17 protein-coding genes are annotated in these 17,641 nt (G+C 29.0%); 3 read left to right on the top strand and 14 right to left on the bottom strand.

The window, feature by feature from the left end:
• The first annotated feature begins 230 nt into the window (after positions 1 to 230).
• A complete protein-coding gene (locus AC27L2_RS03825) occupies positions 231 to 674 on the top strand; it encodes a tellurite resistance TerB family protein (protein WP_487210356.1) in 444 nt (147 codons plus the stop codon).
• Positions 675 to 1,234: 560 nt separating this feature from the next.
• On the opposite strand, the gene AC27L2_RS03820 is transcribed toward AC27L2_RS03825, so the two are convergent.
• From AC27L2_RS03820 to AC27L2_RS03785, 8 genes are all read right to left on the bottom strand, one after another.
• A complete protein-coding gene (locus tag AC27L2_RS03820) occupies positions 1,235 to 2,002 on the bottom strand; it encodes a hypothetical protein (RefSeq protein WP_487210355.1) in 768 nt (255 codons plus the stop codon).
• Complete coding sequence (locus AC27L2_RS03815) at positions 1,983 to 2,207, bottom strand: PleD family two-component system response regulator (RefSeq protein ID WP_487210354.1); 225 nt, start codon at positions 2,205 to 2,207, stop codon at positions 1,983 to 1,985. Before AC27L2_RS03815 ends, AC27L2_RS03820 begins: the two co-directional genes overlap by 20 nt.
• 77 nt (positions 2,208 to 2,284) lie before the next feature.
• Complete coding sequence (locus tag AC27L2_RS03810; protein WP_487210353.1) at positions 2,285 to 2,830, bottom strand: hypothetical protein; 546 nt, start codon at positions 2,828 to 2,830, stop codon at positions 2,285 to 2,287.
• Positions 2,831 to 3,004: 174 nt separating this feature from the next.
• A complete protein-coding gene (locus tag AC27L2_RS03805; protein ID WP_487210352.1) occupies positions 3,005 to 4,726 on the bottom strand; it encodes a sigma-54 interaction domain-containing protein in 1,722 nt (573 codons plus the stop codon).
• Positions 4,727 to 4,743: 17 nt separating this feature from the next.
• A complete protein-coding gene (locus AC27L2_RS03800; RefSeq protein WP_487210351.1) occupies positions 4,744 to 8,187 on the bottom strand; it encodes a protein kinase domain-containing protein in 3,444 nt (1,147 codons plus the stop codon).
• A 243-nt stretch (positions 8,188 to 8,430) separates the two neighbouring features.
• The gene (locus AC27L2_RS03795) at positions 8,431 to 9,003 is read right to left on the bottom strand and encodes a glutathione peroxidase (RefSeq protein ID WP_487210350.1); all 573 of its coding nucleotides are present in this window, start codon (positions 9,001 to 9,003) and stop codon (positions 8,431 to 8,433) included.
• Between the two features lie 99 nt (positions 9,004 to 9,102).
• The gene (locus tag AC27L2_RS03790; protein WP_487210349.1) at positions 9,103 to 9,621 is read right to left on the bottom strand and encodes an anti-sigma factor; all 519 of its coding nucleotides are present in this window, start codon (positions 9,619 to 9,621) and stop codon (positions 9,103 to 9,105) included.
• The gene (locus AC27L2_RS03785) at positions 9,618 to 10,184 is read right to left on the bottom strand and encodes an RNA polymerase sigma factor (protein ID WP_487210348.1); all 567 of its coding nucleotides are present in this window, start codon (positions 10,182 to 10,184) and stop codon (positions 9,618 to 9,620) included. Before AC27L2_RS03785 ends, AC27L2_RS03790 begins: the two co-directional genes overlap by 4 nt.
• 197 nt (positions 10,185 to 10,381) lie before the next feature.
• On the opposite strand from AC27L2_RS03785, the gene AC27L2_RS03780 reads away from it, so the two are divergent.
• The gene (locus AC27L2_RS03780) at positions 10,382 to 10,744 is read left to right on the top strand and encodes a DUF6249 domain-containing protein (protein WP_487210347.1); all 363 of its coding nucleotides are present in this window, start codon (positions 10,382 to 10,384) and stop codon (positions 10,742 to 10,744) included.
• Positions 10,745 to 10,757: 13 nt separating this feature from the next.
• Here AC27L2_RS03780 and trxB read toward each other — a convergent pair whose 3' ends face one another.
• The 4 genes from trxB to AC27L2_RS03760 form a co-directional block, all read right to left on the bottom strand.
• Entirely contained in the window at positions 10,758 to 11,708 is a 951-nt protein-coding gene (gene trxB / locus AC27L2_RS03775) for a thioredoxin-disulfide reductase (protein WP_487210346.1), read from the bottom strand.
• A 74-nt stretch (positions 11,709 to 11,782) separates the two neighbouring features.
• Complete coding sequence (queG, locus tag AC27L2_RS03770; protein ID WP_487210345.1) at positions 11,783 to 12,742, bottom strand: tRNA epoxyqueuosine(34) reductase QueG; 960 nt, start codon at positions 12,740 to 12,742, stop codon at positions 11,783 to 11,785.
• Positions 12,736 to 13,068, bottom strand: coding sequence for a nitrite reductase small subunit NirD (nirD, locus tag AC27L2_RS03765; protein WP_487210344.1), 333 nt, complete (start codon positions 13,066 to 13,068; stop codon positions 12,736 to 12,738). The genes queG and nirD overlap by 7 nt, the downstream gene beginning before the upstream one ends.
• Positions 13,065 to 13,913: an MBL fold metallo-hydrolase gene (locus AC27L2_RS03760; protein WP_487210343.1), complete on the bottom strand. Its 849-nt coding sequence runs from the start codon at positions 13,911 to 13,913 to the stop codon at positions 13,065 to 13,067. Before AC27L2_RS03760 ends, nirD begins: the two co-directional genes overlap by 4 nt.
• A 70-nt stretch (positions 13,914 to 13,983) precedes the next feature.
• On the opposite strand from AC27L2_RS03760, the gene AC27L2_RS03755 reads away from it, so the two are divergent.
• Entirely contained in the window at positions 13,984 to 14,877 is an 894-nt protein-coding gene (locus tag AC27L2_RS03755; RefSeq protein WP_487210342.1) for an endonuclease/exonuclease/phosphatase family protein, read from the top strand.
• Positions 14,878 to 14,944: 67 nt separating this feature from the next.
• Here the strand turns inward: AC27L2_RS03755 and AC27L2_RS03750 are convergent, their stop codons facing one another.
• Both AC27L2_RS03750 and AC27L2_RS03745 read right to left on the bottom strand, forming a co-directional pair.
• Positions 14,945 to 17,095 carry a VIT domain-containing protein gene (locus AC27L2_RS03750; protein ID WP_487210341.1) on the bottom strand — a complete coding sequence of 717 codons (2,151 nt, stop codon included), beginning with the start codon at positions 17,093 to 17,095 and terminating at the stop codon, positions 14,945 to 14,947.
• Between the two features lie 188 nt (positions 17,096 to 17,283).
• The gene (locus AC27L2_RS03745; protein ID WP_353680792.1) at positions 17,284 to 17,616 is read right to left on the bottom strand and encodes a 4Fe-4S dicluster domain-containing protein; all 333 of its coding nucleotides are present in this window, start codon (positions 17,614 to 17,616) and stop codon (positions 17,284 to 17,286) included.
• Positions 17,617 to 17,641 lie beyond the last annotated feature (25 nt).

Below are 17,641 nucleotides of genomic sequence, written 5' to 3'. Positions count from 1 at the left end.
AAAATACGCCTGTTTAATTTGGCTAATATTATTTGTGAATTTTCAATAAGGAAGAGTTGTTACAACATAATAAATAAATTTATATCAAGCAATAACTTTTGTAATAAGCAGAAAAATTATTCAATTGTTTTATTGTAAACTTAATTGCAAAATAAAAAAATCATTTTTAAAGAAAAGATTGATTTTTAAAATTATATTTTTAATGAACTAAAAAATTTTTAGGGTATTAAATGGTATCGTTTATCAAAAAAATTTTCAATGATAATGAGACAAACGATTCAGAGAATCAGCAAAAGAAAATTCAAATTGCTACAGCTGCTCTCTTTCTGGAAGTAGCAAAATCTGATAATCATTTTTCGAAAGAAGAATTTATACTTTTCAAAAAAACATTAAAAAAGATGTTTAATCTAAATGAAGTACAGATTGAAGAACTTGTTGATATTTCTGAAGAAAGAATTATCAAGAGTGTAAGTTTATATGAATTCACAGATGTAATTAATAATCATTTTAATGATGATGAAAAATTCGAACTTGTAAAAAACTTATGGAAATTGATTTATGCTGATAATGTTTTGAATAAATATGAAGAACATTTAATCAGAATAATTTCAAATAACCTAAAGCTCAGTCATCGTGATATGATTGCAGCAAAATTTGCTGCAAGGGAGTCGTAGTTATTTCAATGACTTATATTATATCTCTTTGCTCTTATTGCTTTACAATACTAAGTAAATCTTTCCTAGTTATTTTTAATAAATTTTTCTAAATCCATTTTTGTAATTGCATTTTTACATTATCGCAATTTCTTTATTACAATAGTCTCTTTCTTCATGTTTAAAAATTTTCCCCGAGGGTAATTCCGCATGTAAGATATTTCCCATTTAATTCGACTTCATATTACACAGCTTCTTTATTCTTATTCACAATAGTTGTAACTAAATTCCAGAGTAAATAAAATTTATTTATCATTTACGATATGACAGTTGAAACTAATTCTGTGCTTTTATAAAATGGATTAGGATAATAGGAAGGTCCATTAATACCGATATATTAAATTATTTCTGGGTCAAATTTATTTTACTGAATCAAATATTTTCCCTTATTTATTTAGTAAACTTTTTTACCTCTGAGAGAAAAAATTAATTATACATGAAGAAAATTCTAAGACATAAAAAAGGAGAGGTGTAAAATTCCCCTCCTTCTGATAATATAAATATCTGAATTACAATATAATTTAATTAACCTTTATATTAACGCTTTTAACAATTTCAGAAACAAAATAATATTTTTTACCGCCAGAAGTTGTATAGTTATATGTATATCTTACTACAAAGAGCATACAATCACCATTGAATGAAGATAAATCTGAGGTTGGAATTGTGTAGCTGCCATTATCTGATAATTCTTCATAAAATTTTGATTGACTGCTATTGACACCAGTAATCTGCACTAAAATTTTTGAAGTTGAAGATGTATTCGACCATTTAATTTGAATACCATTTGCTTTACTGACAGCTGAATTTGCTGATGGTTGTATAATACTAAAATCATTTGGACTTTTTACGCTGCCAGTTAAAGATGGAATTCCATTACCTCCGGAAACATTCCAGCTATGATTTGAACCATTCCAGCTTAAACTCAAAAATTGCATTGGATTCGACGGATCTGGTACCATGTATAAAATTTTTCCACCCTGATTAATTTTTCCCAATGAAGTTCCGTTAACACTTACACTTCCTGCATCAATTCCATTCCCAAACATTGCAAAAGCAATATCTGTTTCAACAGCCGGAAATCCAACTAATGATATTTGTGAATATCTTACCGCAGCCATTACTCCATTAACATCTTGCTGATTAGCAAAATTAGGTATTGGTTGTCCAGTAGGATTAGTTGTATTTGACTGCTGATTTGGTTCAGTGGGATTATCTTCATTTTTGCATGATGAAAAATTCAAAACCAAAATCATGAGTAATAAAAGTCTAGTTATTTTTGTTAACATCTTTCTCCTCCTTATGTGATATATTATTAATACTTAATAACTCGGGTTTTGCTAATATGTATTCTATATTAATTTTATTACAAATATTAACTACCATTTCAATATTAGTAACTGTGATTACATCAAAACCTTCTCTTGAAAGAATCTCTCTTAATTTTTTCAGTAATAGAGTATTTGGTTCTACAACGAGAATACTCTTATTCATGTAATTAATCCGAAGTTTTGTTGATATTAATTCAAACAAAAAAAGGTGCCCTGTAACAAAGGCACCTTATACACAAATTACATTCTTAGAAAAATCCCTCCTGTTATATAACCAATACCATAACCAGCTTCTGCAAATAAGCCAAATCCATTACTAAAAGCATATCGAACTCCAGCATGTCCTCCATATAATAAATAACTAGATGTTGCAGAATATCCTAATCCATAAGCAGGAAGATTGTTTGGTTCAGAAACATTAACAATATTGTAACCCAATGTAACACCTGAATATAAATCTAATTTATCCTCAGGTTTCATAAAATGATATTCACCTCTTGCACCAACTATAATATAATTATACTTCCACTCGTATGATGAGGTAATTAATCCAAACTTATAAGATGATCCTGCATAACCAACAATACCACCAATTGATATTTTATCTGTCAATCCATATTGAATTCCTACACTCAATGGTGGAATTGTAGCATCTCCCGATATACCTGCAAGACCAATGCCTGCGCCAATGTTAATTGTTTTAGCTTCTTTGTTATAACCTTGTGCAAAATTGATAGTTGCAAAAAGAAATAAAACTAAAAAAGTTACTTTAAAAAATGCTTTCATGTTTAACTCCTGATTTTTTTTTTTGATGGCATAATTTTGAGTCAAAGCTTATGCCATTAAAAAATTTGAAAAAGTGTGTCCAAATTAGAAGTGAATAATTGATTGTTGCATAAATGCAACTAATCAACTGAAAAGCTTGTGAGATAATTATTACATATTTATAAGAAGCTTATGTTAATCAATAATTCCAAGATTTGAGATCAATTTATGAAGATGGCTTCTGCTTACATTAAGAATTTTTGCTGCTTCTGTTTTGGAACCAGTTCTTCTCAAAATTTTTGTTATATAATATCTTCGGAATTCATCCTCAGCCTCTGCTAATGATTTTTCGCAATTAGAATCACAATATTCATCGACTATTTCTTGTGGTAAATCTTTTTTTTGAATAACATTCGAATCAGACAAAATAATTGCTCTTTGAACCACATTTTCTAATTCTCTAATATTTCCAGGCCAGTTATAATTTTCTAAAATGCTTATAGCTTCGTCTGTAATTAAAATGTTACTTTTATTCCCTTTATATTTTTCAATAAAATATTTCACAAGTTCTTCTATATCTTCTTTTCTATCCCTTAGAGGTGGTAATTTTATTTCTACTACTTTTAGTCGATAATACAAATCTTCGCGAAAGAGCGCCTCGGCTATTAATTTCTTTAAGTCCTTGTTTGTTGCCGAAATAAATCTAACATCAATTTTCTTAGATTCGATTCCGCCTAATCTTTCTATTTCCTTTGTTTGAATTACTCTTAATAATTTAGCTTGAAGGTTCACACTCATTTCTGCAATTTCATCTAAAAATATTGTACCACCTTCAGCTAATTCTAATTTTCCTGGTTTTGTTTTAGTAGCACCTGTGAACGCTCCCGATTCGTATCCAAATAATTCTGATTCCAATAGCTCAGCAGGTATTGCACCACAATTTATTGCAATAAAAGGTTTATTTCTTCTTGGACTATTGTTGTGTATTGCTCTTGCAAGGATTTCTTTACCTGTTCCATTTTCTCCCAATATCAAAATTGAAGCATCAGAACTTGAAACCTTTGCTGCTAATTTTAATACATTAATTAGTTTTAGATTTTTACCTATAATTTCATCGCATTTGAATTCTTGTTTGAGTTTTTCAAACTCAATTCTTGGTTTATCTTCTAATTTTTCTTCGAGTTCTAAAATTTCACTTGAAATTTGTATACCTTTAACTACTTGCTTAGCAAAAGAAATTAAAAAAGTTAAGTCAGCTTCACTAAATGGATTTTTTTCTTTTCTTCTGTCTACATAAACTGCCCCATAAATATTTCCACCAGAAATTAAAGGTACACACATAACAGATGTTAGTCCCAATCGAACAATACTATGACTTTTAGAGAATTCATCTTCATTTTTAATGTCATTTACTTTAAGTGGCATTAAATCCTGCAATGTTTTTTGAATTATAGATATGCTCAAATCTTTAGCATAACTTTCATTTGTCTCATCCATATTTTTTGTTACTAGTTTTGTAATATTTTGTTTATCATCAACAAGCACAATAAAACCTTTGTCTGCATCGAGTTCCTTGATAAGAATCTCAATAGCTCTTTCCATTAATGAAATCATTTCTCTTTCTGATTGAAAAATCAATCCTGTTACATAGAGTTTCTCATATCTTAATTTTTCCAGTTTTATATTTTCGCACTCCAATAACATTTGGTCTATATCTTTGATAAATGTATTTATATATCTTCCAAGTTCATTAAAAAAGAATAAATTTTTTTTGCTTATGGCTTTTAATAAATTTTTAGATAGTTCATAATCAGATTTTTCAATTGCAGAATCAATTTTTGCAATTGTTTCAGAAAATTCTGAAGCTTGTGTATTAACAAGATTGGAGATTGATTCTAATAATTCATGTTTTTCCAAGTTGCCCCCTCATTAAATTATTTTATTGTTTCTATTTCCAATAATATTTCTTCAATAGATTGATATCTTTCTGCTGGATTTTTTTTCAAACAGTTCATTATAATGCGTTCAATTCTGTTATCAATTGCAGGATTGATTTCAGAAGGTTTAACAGGTTCTGTATTAAATATTGAATGAATAACTGCAATTTCATTAATGCCTATAAATGGCAATTTGTTAGTTGCCATTTGATATAAAATTACACCCAATGAAAAAATGTCTGCTCTTTTATCAACCTGTATATTTGTAATCTGCTCTGGTGCAACATAACCCAATGTACCCATTATTGTACCTAAAGTAGTCATTGTAGTAACAAGAGGCGATTTAGATAAACCAAAGTCCATAATTTTTACTTTGTTATCCTTATCAAACATAATATTGGTAGTTTTTAAATCTCTGTGAACAATATCTTTTTCGTGAATTGCTTTCAATCCATTACAAATTTGTTTTGCAATAAATATTATTTTTTCATTTTCTATGAGAAAATTATTTTTTATGTAATCATCAAGAGTTCCACCACACAAATATTCCATAACCATATAACTATATTTTTGAGTTTCTCCGAATTCAAAAACCTTTACAATATTTTCGTTATTTATGCTTGCAAGAATTTTTGCTTCATTTGCAATTAATTTTCTATTATCATCGTCATTTAATAAAATTGGATTAATTAATTTTAAGGCAAATATTTCTGATGAATAAATATCCTTTACTTTCAATACTTTTCCTGTTCCACCTGCACCAATAACTTCTAAAATTTTATAATGTGATATATACTTACTTTCTTTTCTCTCAATTATTTTGGCTGAAACAAAAACAAATATGAATGCTAAACCTCCAATACAAAGGGGCGGGAAAAATAATCTTGCATACAAATTAAAATTAATGGTACAGAATAATAACACAAAGTAAATTATTAATAATGTTAATGTTACATATCGTTTTAGTTTTTTTGAATTTTTTACTCTGCTGTTATAATTAAGGATTAAATACAGTACTGCAATTGCCACAAGAAATTTTATTAACTCTTGCTGCCAGTTCATTAAATTTGTTGTTCTAATAAAATATTTCGATAAAAGTATTGCTTGTCTCTCAAGCCCTCTAGATTCATAAATTTCATTAATAGAATTTACTTTTGCTTCAATTGTTCTTTTAATTCCAGATGGAAAAATTACTTTTACTTTATAATTATAATCTGGATTGATGCCAAAATGTAATTCGGAAAAATTTTCATGCGATAAAGAATTTCCTCCCAAGCCATTTTGTCTTAATGTAACATAAATTAACGAATCTCTTTCATTATATCCCAATAAATATACTTTTGCACCCAAAGCAAATCGATTACTGATATCACCATACAATTTTACTTTAACAAAATTATTTATTAGGGAATTGTTTCGATAAAAAATTGCTCTATTCCCTTCTCCCAAAGCTAATTTCGAACTTCCTATGAAAAGGTCCATATCACCATCGTTATCATAATCAGCAAAGGCAGGTGTCCCTATAAAATTTAATCCAATACTTTTTCCTATTTCATTAAATCTAAATTCAGGAGAATTTAAATACAGCTTAGAACCAATAAATAAGTCAAGTAACCCATCATTATTAACATCTGAAGCAGCTAATATTCCACCTGTAGGATATGGATGAAAAAATCTCCCCGTTAAGCCAGCTTTTTCTTTCATCTCAATGAAATTTGCCTTACCATCATTAATTAGCAGTTTAAGTTCAGATTCATTGTTGAATATTAGTAAATCTATATAACCATCATTATTAAAATCGTTAGCTATAGAAGAGTAAGTACTTGGAGAAATTAGAGAATAAAAATTTGGGCCATCTTTCTCGGTAAACTTAAAGTTGCCTTGATTTAGGTAAAGAAAAATATGCTTGTAATTTACTGGAATTTTATATGTGATAAGAATATCGATTAGATTATCGTTATTAAAATCTGATAATGTAAAACTAAGGGAATTATTATTAACAATTTTTTTTATCCCAGAATTTTGAAATACATTTTCAAATTTTCCAGCACCATTATTTTTAAGAAGCAAATCATAATTTTCAAACGAAACATAAACGTCAATATTGCCGTCATTATTAAAATCTGCCGCTTGTGCTGAAATAACATTAGTGTTTTCAGTCAAATTATAATTTTTAATAAAATTTTCGTCTTCGATTTTTCTAAAGCCAAAGTTTCCATTTCCAAAGTATAATTTATTATTAACTACATCCAATAAATCTACATATCCATCATTATCAAAATCTGCTGAAACTATGTTTTGTGAAGAAACATTTGAACTAATTTCTTTGAATGATTCTGCTTCTAAAAATAATTTTCCGCCCTTGTTTTTGTATAAAATTGATGGGCTTTCTTCCAAATGTGTTAATAAATCAACATATCCGTCATTATTATAATCTATAAAATTTCCTGCCTGCCCTTCATTTCTAATGGATAATAAAGAAGTGACATCAGAAAAAGAAAATTTCAAATCGTGATAATTAGTATAAATACCATTATTACCAATAATCCAAATCCATACTTTGTCATCTTTCTCAATTACATCTAAATCTTCAAAATTATCATTATATATTTTAATAGATTCATCTTGCATCCACTTTCCATCTACTAATTCTAACAGAGTGGATTTATCCCCCACTATATAAGCTTTATTTTTAGAAATTACTTTTACTGAATTCAATTTAAAATTTACATTTGTACTAACTTTTATCCAATGTCCATTATCATATTTCAAGATAGTTCCATTGCTGCCTACTGCATACCCAAAGTTTTCGTCAACAAAAGATACTTTCATTAAGTCATTTTGAGTTAGAGCGGGATATTTTTCCCAAATGCCATTTTTATAACAAATTATCAAACCATTTTTACCAACAGCCCAGCCAAGATTACCATTTATCATTTGTATATCGTGTAAATCATTTGCGTTCAAATTTTCGTTCTGTTTTCTTTTATAAGGATTATTACTCACTAACCATTTTTTATTCTCATAGTAAATTATGTTTCCTTGTTGTCCTGCGAGATAAATCTTGCCATTCTGTAAAAAAGAAATTCCGCGCCACATTACAAAATCTCTATCATCCCACATAACAGTAGGCAATTTTAATTCTTTTATTGATTTCAAATCATAAACTTTCATGTGTGGTTTATAATTTTCATGATGTGAATTATGAGTAATCCAATAAATTAAATCAGGTTTTTCGATATGAATAAGCGGGAAGTCAGAATAGCTGTGCTCGGCAATTACCTCCCAGATCCCATTTTTATATAAGTAAACTTTGCCTGCAACATCATTTCCTTTGCCTCTTGAAATTGCAACCCCCAGATTTTCATTTAGCATGTCAATCTTAGCCCCCAAATCGACATATTCCTGCTGAAACCAAATTTTATCTACTTTATTACTCACTTTTAGATTATCAGTAGGATTGCAGCTAATAAAAATTAACAAGATGCAGATAAAATATTGCTTCATCTATGGTAATATTTATTATAATAATCTATAAAATTCTATAAAGGTTATGCGAGTAGATTGTAATTACGACAAATTATAATGGATGGTTAAATATACAAAATAATGTAAAATTATAAATTGATATTTTTAACAAATGCTTGATAATATTTAAGAATAACTTTTACTTAAGTTAAAATCTTACTTTTCCTGCAGCAATTTTTCTATCACTGTAATTATCTCTTCGCTTTCTGGTTTTACTTTGCTTCTGAATCTTGCTCTTATATTTCCATTTTTATCTATTAAAAATTTTTCAAAATTCCATTTCACATCTCCTTTTTCAACATAATTGCTATTTATTAATCTGTCATATAAAGGAGATTTATTTTCACCAAGTATTTTTATTTTGTCAAACAATTTAAATGTAACATTATAATTGGTTGAACAAAATTCTTTTATCTCATCGTTTGTGCCAGGCTCTTGTCCGCCAAAATCATTACAAGGGAATGCTAAGATTTCAAATCCTTTGTCTTTATACTTTTCATAAATTTTTTGTAAGCCTTCGTATTGAGGAGTAAATCCGCATTTACTTGCTACATTGACAATCATTAACACTTTACCTTTGTAATCAGATAGTTTTACTTCTTTGCCATTTATATCTTTTACTGTTAAATCATAAATTGAATTTTTCATATTCTTCTCTCCATCGGCATAAATTTGATTTAAGAAAATTATAATAACAAAGAGAAATAAATTTTTTATTAAAGTTTTCATTATACCTCCTAAGTTTTTTTGTAAAACTTCATCGGAGTTAAATTAGTTCAACTGCAGAATGAGGAAATTATTAAGATTGATATTAACTGCAGGCAGCAATTAAGAAATATCTTTCAGTTTATTTTTGAATTCTTTGTGAGATTCAATTATAAAATACAATACAGAAATAATTATTAATGTCATTGATGATGTAATTATTAAGAATAAATTATTATTCATATGATTATTGACAAAAGAGATTCCTTTCTTAAGAAAATCATTCAATTCATTTGACAAATTAATTGATGATGATTCTTTAACTACTATCCATAAAACCACTGAACATATTGTGAACAAAACGAAAGTTAAGAATGAAAAAACAGATACCATAAATTTATTTACGCTTCGTTTAATTGCATTGGATTTTTCCGAAATTAATTTCATTACTTTTTCAGTTATATCTTCAGGAGCAGAATATACTTCAAGGTTTTTTAAAACCTCGTCAACAAAACGAAGAGCTTTTAATTTTTTTAATTCATTTTCATTTTTTTCTAAAATTTTATTGAGCTCATTAATTTTTTCTGTGCTCAAAGAATTATCTATATAATCATTCATCAATTCATCAATATAATCATTCATAATAATTCCTCCTGAAAATTGTGCTTTAGAAGTAAATCTCTCAATGCATTTCTTGCTCTGTGCAGCATTACTTTTGTATTTACAAGCGAAGTTCCTAAAACATTGCTAATTTCATTAATTGAAAGTCCATCCACATAAAATAAAATCAAAACAAGTGCATTGCGGACTGGCAATTTATCTATCATCTTAAGAATATATTCTTTTGGATTTTCTGTTGATGAATAAATTTCATTATCATAATCTGCGAGGTCAAAATGTTCATCGATTGAGGTCATTTCCTGTTCTATTTTTCTTTTCTTTGAACTTAGTTTTGTCAAACCAGTGTTGTAAACAATTTTATAAAACCATGTTGAAAATTGCGAGTCGTATCTAAACGAATTAAGTGAATTAAATGCTTTCAAAAAGCTATCCTGCAGTGCTTCTTCGGCATCCATTTCATTTTTTAATAATCTCTTGAGCAAATTAAATGCTCTGTCTTTATAACGATTTATTATTAAGGAAAAATCAGCAGTATTTCCTTTTTTGACAGACTCTATTATTTCTATGTCAGTTAAATTTTTCATCACTATTTGTGACTAACATTTCCCTCAAATGGTTACATTTTGTTGAAAATATTTATTCATGCATAAACCTAATTTAATCTAAAACAATAATCAAATATTACTGTAACCTCTCAAATAATCTTATAGTCATAAGCTATAGAAATAAATTATAATATTGAATAACAGAAAAATTTTATCAATAAAAAAGGAGAATTAAAATGGGCGAAGGAATCATAGCTTTATTTATACCAATAGTTGCAGTGGTTGTAACTGGAATTGTATTGGTAACATTTTTTTACTTTCGTTCTAAAGAAAAACAATTAATGATTGAAAAAGGGCTTTCATACGAACAAATGATAGAGATGTTAAAATCTCGAAAAGATGAATATGGGTTACTGAAAGCCGGAATTATTATTCTTTTCTTTGGAATCGGTTTGGGTACAGGAATTCTAATTGAAAGATTTACTGGAATTGAAGAATGGGTTCCACTTCTTATTTTCGTGATGCTGGGCTTGGGATTTATTACAGCATATTTTGTTGCACGAAAATTATCAGAGAGAGATAAAAAAAGGTCGAGCTGAGCCCGACCTTTAATTATGCTAATTCATGTTCTTCGAGCCAGTGTTGTGCATCAAGTGCTGCCATACAGCCAGTGCCTGCAGCTGTAATTGCTTGTCTGTATTTTTTATCTGCAACATCACCTGCAGCAAAAACACCTTCAACGCTTGTCTTTGTTGTTCCTGGTTGAACAATGATATAACCTGTTTCATCAAGTTCAAGTTTGCCTTTGAATAATGATGTATTTGGCTGATGTCCAATAGCCATAAAAATTCCGTCTGCTTGAACTTCCCATGTTGAATTGTCTTTTGTACTCTGCAATATTGCACCAGTAACAAATTTTCTTCCGTTTTCTTCTTTTCCAAGAATCTCTTTTATAACCGCACTTGTAATGAATTTAATCTTTGGATTTTTCTTGGCTCGTTCAAGCATAATTTTGGAAGCTCGAAATTCATCTCTGCGATGAACAATTGTAACTTCAGAAGCAAATTTTGTAAGATAAATTGCTTCTTCCATTGCAGTATCGCCGCCACCAACAACAAGAACTTTTAAGTCCTTAAAGAAAAATCCATCACATGTTGCACATGCTGAAACGCCATAACCCATATATTTTTTTTCACTTTCAATACCTAATAACTTTGCAGATGCACCTGTTGCAATTATTACTGCATCGGCAGTATGAATTTCATTTTCTGCTTTAATTACAAAAGGTCTTTTTGAAAAATCAACTTCGGTTACACTTTTGAAAAAACACTTAGCACCAAACTTGCAAGCTTGTTTTCTCATTATGTCCATAAGTTCCGGTCCCTGAATTCCATTTTCAAAGCCCGGATAATTTTCAACTTCTGTTGTTATTGTTAATTGACCTCCAGGCTGCATTCCTTCAAATACTATTGGATTAAGATTTGCACGTGCAGTGTAAAGTGCAGCTGTTAATCCTGCCGGTCCTGAACCAATTATAATTACTTTATGATGATTATCACTCATAAAAAACTCCAGAATTATGTTCAATAAAATTTAATTTCTGCAGATTAGATGAATATTTATTTAATTCGATTCATTTATGAAATTAAGAATTTTGCATTTCTTTTTAATCCATACAGCTTAGTTCTTTTAATTGGACTTGATTCAAACCTCTTTTGAAATTCTTCTTCATTCATTTTCATAACTTCTTCAATATGAAGTTCTTTATTTTCTATTGAATTAAATTCATGATTCTTATTTGGTTTTGAAAATTTTTTATTCCATGGGCAAACATCCTGACAAATGTCACATCCAAAAATCCAGTTGTCAAATTTATTTTTAAATTCTTCTGAAATTTCTCCTTTATTTTCTATTGTTAAAAATGAAATACATTTATTCGCATCAACCACATAATCATCAACAATTGCTTTAGTTGGACAAGCATCAATGCAAGCTGTGCAGGTGCCGCAAAAATCTGAAATTGGTTCATTGTATTCAAATTCATAATTAGTTATCATCTCGGCAAGAAAAATCCAGCTTCCCAATTCTCTTGTTATAACATTTGAATGTTTTCCCATCCAGCCAATTCCGGATTTTACTGCCCACACTTTATCCATCACAGGTCCAGTATCAACATAAAATTTTGATTCAAACGATGAATCAATTTCTTTCAGTTCATCTTCAAGCAATTCCAATTTTTCCCAGATAATTAAATGATAATCTTTTCCCCAAGCATATCTTGATACTTTTCCATAACCATTATCATTCCTAAATTTTCCATCTTTATAATAATTAATTGCAAGTGAAATTATACTTTTAGCATCTGGCAGAATTTTCCTCACATCAAGCCTTTTTTCAAGATTGCGATTCATATATTCCATTGAAGCATGATAACCTTTGTTTAGCCATTCTTGAAGATGTTCTATTTCTTCGTTCAACAATTCAGCGCGTGCAAATCCTATTAAATCAAACCCAAGTTCTTTTGCTTTTGCTATTACTATTTGATTCGTCAATTTCATCTTTGCTTCAGCTTTCCTTTCCAAAGAATTTTTTACCAATTAAAAATTTTCCTGTAAACTTTTACATAAACATCATCATTAATAATTTTGACTTCATAAGAATCCAATCCTTTTCTTCCATTTGCAAGATTTCCTGTAGTTAACTCAAATGCCCAGCCGTGAATTGGACATAAAACTTTATCATTTTCTATTTCGCCTTCATAAATCAAATGAGTTTTTTGATGCGGACAAATGTTACTTAATGCATAAACTTTGCCATCTACTTTAAAAACTGCTATTTCAACATCATCAATAAAAAATTGTTTACCTTCGTTTTCTTTCAATTCATTATACTTACAAATTTTTACATATTCATCATTCATCATTTTAGTTCCGTAAATTTATCCTTAATCATAAAACCTTTTTCATTTTTAGTTATGGTTGCTGCAAGTGTAAAAGGATCATGTTCAAAAAATAAAATCCAATTCTGTTCAAAAGCTTGATTTAAAATTTCTTTTTTCTCTTTAAGTGTAATTAATGGCTGCAAATCATATCCTGTTATATACGGCAATGGGACATGAGATGTAAAAGGGAATAAATCACCACAAAAAAGTAAAGTTGAAGATGAATCCGATATTTTAATCAACTGCTGATAAAATGTATGGCCATTTGAAATCAGCAATTGAATTTCATCATCAAAAAATTCTTCTCCATCTAAAAAATGAAGTAAGCCTAATTCATGCAAGGGTAAAAATCGATTTGAAATAAAACTTCCTCTATCACGTTCTGATGGATTGATTGCCCACTCAAAATGTTTTTTCTGAACAAAATATTTTGCATTTGGAAATGAAGGAACCCACTTACCATTTTCTAATTTTGTAGAACCTCCAACATGGTCAAAATGAAGATGAGTCAAGATTACATCAGTTATTTCTTCAGTCAGAATCCCAATCGTCTCAAGTGATTTTAATAAATCATATTTTGAAAAATCTAAGTTGTAGATGCGAGTAAACTTTTCGTCCCAATCATATCCAATTCCTGTATCAATTAAAATTTTTTTACTGTTGCTTTTCAAAAGCAAACAGCGTGCATTTAGTTCAACACGATTTAATTCATCAGGCGGATTTGTATTCTGCCATAGTGGTTTAGGAATGATACCAAACATTGCTCCGCCATCAAGAGCAAATTTGCATGTTTCGATTGGATATAATTCGTATTTGCCGATTTTCATTTTTTCTCTTTATGTTTAACTATAATTATTTCAAAACTATCTAAATTTAGCAATAAACTTAGGAAATATTATGAATAATCGAAAAATAAGTTTTGGTTCTTTCTTACATAACTGTATAATTTTTTTAATATTTTCTTTTTCTTTGATTAGCTGTTCGTTCTTTCAAAGGTCAATTACAAATAACTCAACAGAAATTAAAGTGATGACGTTCAATATTCGTTATGGCAGTGCTGATGATGGAGAAAACAGCTGGGAGTACAGAAAGAAAATACTTTTTGATGTTGTGCTGGATTATAATGCAGATATAATTGGAATGCAGGAAGTATTAAAATTTCAGTTGGATGAATTGCTGTTGGAATTACAATCTTATAGTTACGTTGGTGCAGGAAGAGATGACGGCAAAACTGCCGGTGAATATTCACCAATTCTTTTTTCAAAAGAAAGATTTATTCTTGATACGACAGAAACATTTTGGTTTTCGGATACACCTAAAATTCCCGGTTCAAAAAGCTGGGGAAATAATATTACAAGAATATGCACATGGGCAAAACTTTTTGACAAGTTTACCCGCAAAAATATTTATGTTTTTAATCTCCATCTTGACCATCAATCTGCAGAATCAAGAAGAAAAAGTGCGGAAGCATTAATTAAAAAAATTAACGAAATGAAAATTTCACAACCAATAATTTTAACAGGTGATTTTAACTGCTCGGAAGATGAAGAAACAATTAAAACAATTCTTAATTTTGGATTGATTGATACATATCGAATTCTTCATGCAAAAAGTAATAATGAAGGAACATTTAATGGATTTAAAGGAGATGACACAGGCAGCAAAATTGATTTTATTTTTACCTCAAAAGATTTTAAGTCTGTCGATTCAAAAATCATCAAAACAAATTGGAATGGTAAATATCCTTCAGACCATTTTCCAGTGACTGCGGTAATAAAATATATTTATTAAAAATTATTGGAACGCAAAGAATATATATCCCCTTTGCGTTCCTTTTATTTAAAAATCTCAAATAAAATTATTTCATATAAACTAATTTTATCGATTTACTAAATCCTTGTCCTCTTACCGTAAATATGTAAATGCCAGATGCAAGTTCTTCATTATTGTCGTTTTTGCCTTCCCAAAGTAATTCAATTACATTTTTATTATTATCATTAATTTCAAATGTTTTTACAACTTCTCCCAATATATTATATATCTTCATTGAAAAATCACTTGCGTATTTTCCTGCTGGCAATGTAACTTTAATGTTAACCTGTGAATTAAATGGATTGGGATAAGCATCAATCTTAAATTCTTTTGGCAATTCTTTTTCATCATCTACCGAAATTAGAACTCCACCATTCCAGCCTCTCTGCTGTTGAATACACTCAAGACAAATAGTTGTATCTCCTGGTTCAAGACACAAAAATGATGTGTATGTCGATAGTACATTAAATTTTATGCTCTGATAAATAATTTCATTGATATCTGTATTTGTTAGATTATTTCTTTCAATATTAGCTATATACCACCCAATCCACATTTTTTCTGTAAGACTATCAGCCTCTTTGATATCTTCTTCATTAATATTAATTGTAGATATAAATGGTTTGGAATTATAAATACCTGAAGATTTAATAACAAATGGAAAAGAACCGACATATTTGCCTATATGCATAATTGGTTCGTGGACATTTAAGCTCGAACTTGTATTAATATAACTGTATCTGCTGAAACAAAATCCACTTTCAAGGGTTGTATATAAATCAAATGAATTAATTTTACCGCTGATTAAACTCAATAAATAACTCATAGTTTTTATAGGTTCTTCAGAAGAAATTCTTTTATAATCGCCGCCTGTTATTCTTGCGAGATTTTGATAAAAATATTCATTCCCTAAGTATGAATAATTATTAAAATAATAGTAAAAGATTTCGGCATTGTTAAAATCGAAAATGTATGTTCTTGGTAATTTCTTATAGTAATTTTGAAGGTCGGTCAATAATTGATTTGCTGTTTGATAATTCCCAAGCTGATCAGAATTTGAAATTAAATAAATAATTCCTTCATCATTACTACTTTTTATAAAATCATATGCATCTTTCAATAATGTAGGAAGATTGCTGTATGATGATAAATTCGAACCATTTAATTTAGTTAACACATTACTTAATGTTACTGAATCGGCATAAATCCATTCACTTGATAATTTATTTGTAGATAGACCCGAATAAAAAACATTAAATCTATCGCTATCACTAAAATTAGAATTTATCAATGTCTTCAACAGATTTACTATATCATTTTTGCTCAAACTGCTTTTTCTTGAATCATAATCAATAAGAAATAGAACTTTTTTGCTTTCCAGTTTAATTAATGATTTCCCGGGAAACATTGCTAATTGATAAAAACCCTCATTTGCCAAACTAAATTTTTTCAGATAAAGGCCATTATGCATTGGATTTGGAAATGAAATTGATAATGAAGATAGAAGCTTTGTTGGCTTAATTAATCTAACATATTTATAACTTGATGGATATTCGCCATTGTCTTCTGCATCTATAAAATTTTGATTCAATGTTTTTAGTTCAGGATTGCTGAACTCATCTTTTGCATAAACTGCAATATCTACCTTATTGATTGGTTTATTAGAAGTATTTAATATTTGTACTGGTAGAGGAATTTCTACAGAATTTTCATACCAATTGTTAGGAACTAAGTATTCAATTTTAAATTTTCTGTTTTGAGGCGGGATTAATGGATAAACTCTTAATTCATACATTAAACTATTTCTTTTGTAAAGAACTGCAGGGTCTCTTCTTCTTTTTACTATTCTTTCATAAATTGTTGATGCAGTCCATGTATCGAGCAATATTCCTTTGCTTATTTCTTCACCACACCAAAGCCATAAATCTGTTACAATACTTCCTTCTGGTAATGCAAAGTTTAAAACTATTTCGAGCTGTGTATTTGAGCTTACATTAGATGTTGTGTAGACGCTTAATGTAAGGTCTACTTTACTAAAAATGCCTTCTGGTTTAATGATTATTTGTGCTTCATCAATTGCAGGGCTGTAATTCCCCCAGCTTTGAGGATTAATTATCTGCAATGTAGTTTGTGATGAGATTAGTGAATAAATTAAAAAGAAAAATGAGAAGAAAATAAAAGTAAATTTTGTTTTCATTTCTACCCTCGGATATTATTAAAGAATTTAATAGTGCAATTATAATACCTGAAAAAGTTCGTTTTATAAAAAATTTTAAGCCCTCAAATAAATCGGATACGAAAATAAGTACTCAACTGTGAAAAAAATTCACAGTTATTTAAAATAAAAAAGGCTCGACAAAGCGAGCCTCAATTTTTTTATAACAATTATCTTCCAATACTATCAAGATATTCTTTCTTTTTTAATAGTGTTTCTTTATCCTCAACATGATTTGGGTCAGGAACACAGCAGTCAACTGGACAAACAGCAGCACATTGAGGTTCATCATGAAATCCAACACATTCAGTGCATTTATCTGGCACTATATAAAATCTGTCGGCAGAAAAAAATCCAGTTGCACCAGAAGGAGCGGGGTCGTTTTCTCCATAAGTTTTATCCCCTAATTTCCATTCAGCACCGCCTTCATAAATTGCAGTGTTTGGGCATTCAGGTTCACATGCACCACAGTTGATGCACTCATCAGTTATCATTATAGCCATAATAAATTCTCCTTAATTTATGAAA

It is taken from the genome of Rosettibacter sp. KY25, assembly GCF_057554405.1.
The sequence above is the reverse complement of the archived record's forward strand: the minus strand, read 5'-3'. Positions and strand labels throughout refer to the sequence as shown.

Bases quoted from the DNA above. Each gene is read 5' to 3' on its own strand.
- AC27L2_RS03785 (WP_487210348.1), bottom strand. From the start codon at position 10,184: ATGAAAAATTTAACTGACATAGAAATAATAGAGTCTGTCAAAAAAGGA.
- AC27L2_RS03790 (WP_487210349.1), bottom strand. From the start codon at position 9,621: ATGAATGATTATATTGATGAATTGATGAATGATTATATAGATAATTCT.
- AC27L2_RS03810 (WP_487210353.1), bottom strand. From the start codon at position 2,830: ATGAAAGCATTTTTTAAAGTAACTTTTTTAGTTTTATTTCTTTTTGCA.
- AC27L2_RS03820 (WP_487210355.1), bottom strand. From the start codon at position 2,002: ATGTTAACAAAAATAACTAGACTTTTATTACTCATGATTTTGGTTTTG.
- AC27L2_RS03780 (WP_487210347.1), top strand. From the start codon at position 10,382: ATGGGCGAAGGAATCATAGCTTTATTTATACCAATAGTTGCAGTGGTT.
- AC27L2_RS03755 (WP_487210342.1), top strand. From the start codon at position 13,984: ATGAATAATCGAAAAATAAGTTTTGGTTCTTTCTTACATAACTGTATA.
- nirD (WP_487210344.1), bottom strand. From the start codon at position 13,068: ATGATGAATGATGAATATGTAAAAATTTGTAAGTATAATGAATTGAAA.
- trxB (WP_487210346.1), bottom strand. From the start codon at position 11,708: ATGAGTGATAATCATCATAAAGTAATTATAATTGGTTCAGGACCGGCA.
- AC27L2_RS03795 (WP_487210350.1), bottom strand. From the start codon at position 9,003: ATGAAAACTTTAATAAAAAATTTATTTCTCTTTGTTATTATAATTTTC.
- AC27L2_RS03750 (WP_487210341.1), bottom strand. From the start codon at position 17,095: ATGAAAACAAAATTTACTTTTATTTTCTTCTCATTTTTCTTTTTAATT.
- AC27L2_RS03760 (WP_487210343.1), bottom strand. From the start codon at position 13,913: ATGAAAATCGGCAAATACGAATTATATCCAATCGAAACATGCAAATTT.
- AC27L2_RS03825 (WP_487210356.1), top strand. From the start codon at position 231: ATGGTATCGTTTATCAAAAAAATTTTCAATGATAATGAGACAAACGAT.
- AC27L2_RS03815 (WP_487210354.1), bottom strand. From the start codon at position 2,207: ATGAATAAGAGTATTCTCGTTGTAGAACCAAATACTCTATTACTGAAA.
- AC27L2_RS03745 (WP_353680792.1), bottom strand. From the start codon at position 17,616: ATGGCTATAATGATAACTGATGAGTGCATCAACTGTGGTGCATGTGAA.